Source organism: Pseudomonas sp. UMAB-08 (genome assembly GCF_900095225.1).
Taxonomy (GTDB): domain Bacteria; phylum Pseudomonadota; class Gammaproteobacteria; order Pseudomonadales; family Pseudomonadaceae; genus Aquipseudomonas.
The window spans coordinates 542,248-543,345 of the sequence record NZ_LT607415.1 but is presented as its reverse complement, the minus strand read 5'-3'; the positions used below and the strand labels follow the sequence as shown (position 1 = coordinate 543,345).

Below are 1,098 nucleotides of genomic sequence, written 5' to 3'. Positions count from 1 at the left end.
GTCGACCCGCGCACCGGTTTGTACACGGTGTCGATCAGCCTGCCCGAACTCAAGACCGATGACCTCGCCGGCCCGGTCGTTCCCCTGGCACTGAGCTTCAGCCCGCTTAATACCCTCGACACTGGCTTCGGCCTGGGCTGGAACTTGCAGCTGTCGCAGTACACCCCACATGACCAGATCCTGGCCCTGAGCACCGGCGAGACCTTCAAGGTCACCGGCACCAGCAGCGTCGACAACCAGCTCCTGATGAAAGAGAAAAAACTCGACAGTTTTCACTTCCACGACCTGGGCAGCGGCCGCTACAAGGTCGTGCACAAGTCCGGTCTGGTCGAGATCCTTCAGGTCGGCGGCAGTGCCACCAACAGGGTCGCCTTGCCGCATGAAATCCACTCCCCCGACGGGCGCAAGGTCAGTTTGAGCTACGGTTACTTCGGCGATCACCAAGTGCTTGAATCCGTCAGCGATGCTCAGCGCCGGCTGATGACCATCAAGCGCACGGGCCGCACGGTCGAGGTACTGCTGCAGCCTGACGATGCGCCGGTGCGTTTTGTCCTGTCGCTGGTCGAACATGACTACAAGGTCAGCCAGATCACCCTGCCGACTGCCGAGAATGCCTGTTGGCGCTTTGAATACGTCCTGCTCCATGGCCTGACCTGTATCCAGCAGGTGTGGAACCCGGTGGGGGGGCACGAAACCGTTGAGTACAACGATGGCGGGCATGCATTCCCCGGCCTTGATGCACGCCTGGCGCTGCGACGGGTGACCAAGCACATCACCGATCCCGGCGCCGGCCAGCCCACAATCGAGGCGCGGTATACCTACCGTGGCAACGGCACCGACCTCGGCAAAAACTTCCTGGGCTACAACGCCTCCGGTCTGATTTGGGAAGACGACGGGCTGGACAACCTCTACAAAATCACCGGCACCTATGTGTATGGCACCACCGAAAGCCTGTACGTGGGGGGCCAGGCGGTGCGCACGGTTGAGCGCTCCTTCAACCGCTTCCACCTGCTGACCCAGGAAACCACGACCCAGAACAAAAACGTGAAAAGGGTGGTCACGGTTTATTACGCCAAGGACGGCGTCGACTTCGCCAAG

At 61.0% G+C, this 1,098-nt stretch carries 1 pseudogene; it reads left to right on the top strand.

Going from position 1 to position 1,098, the window contains the following annotated elements:
• Positions 1 to 1,098: pseudogene (locus tag K0F75_RS05565) on the top strand (sugar-binding protein); the annotation flags it as partial.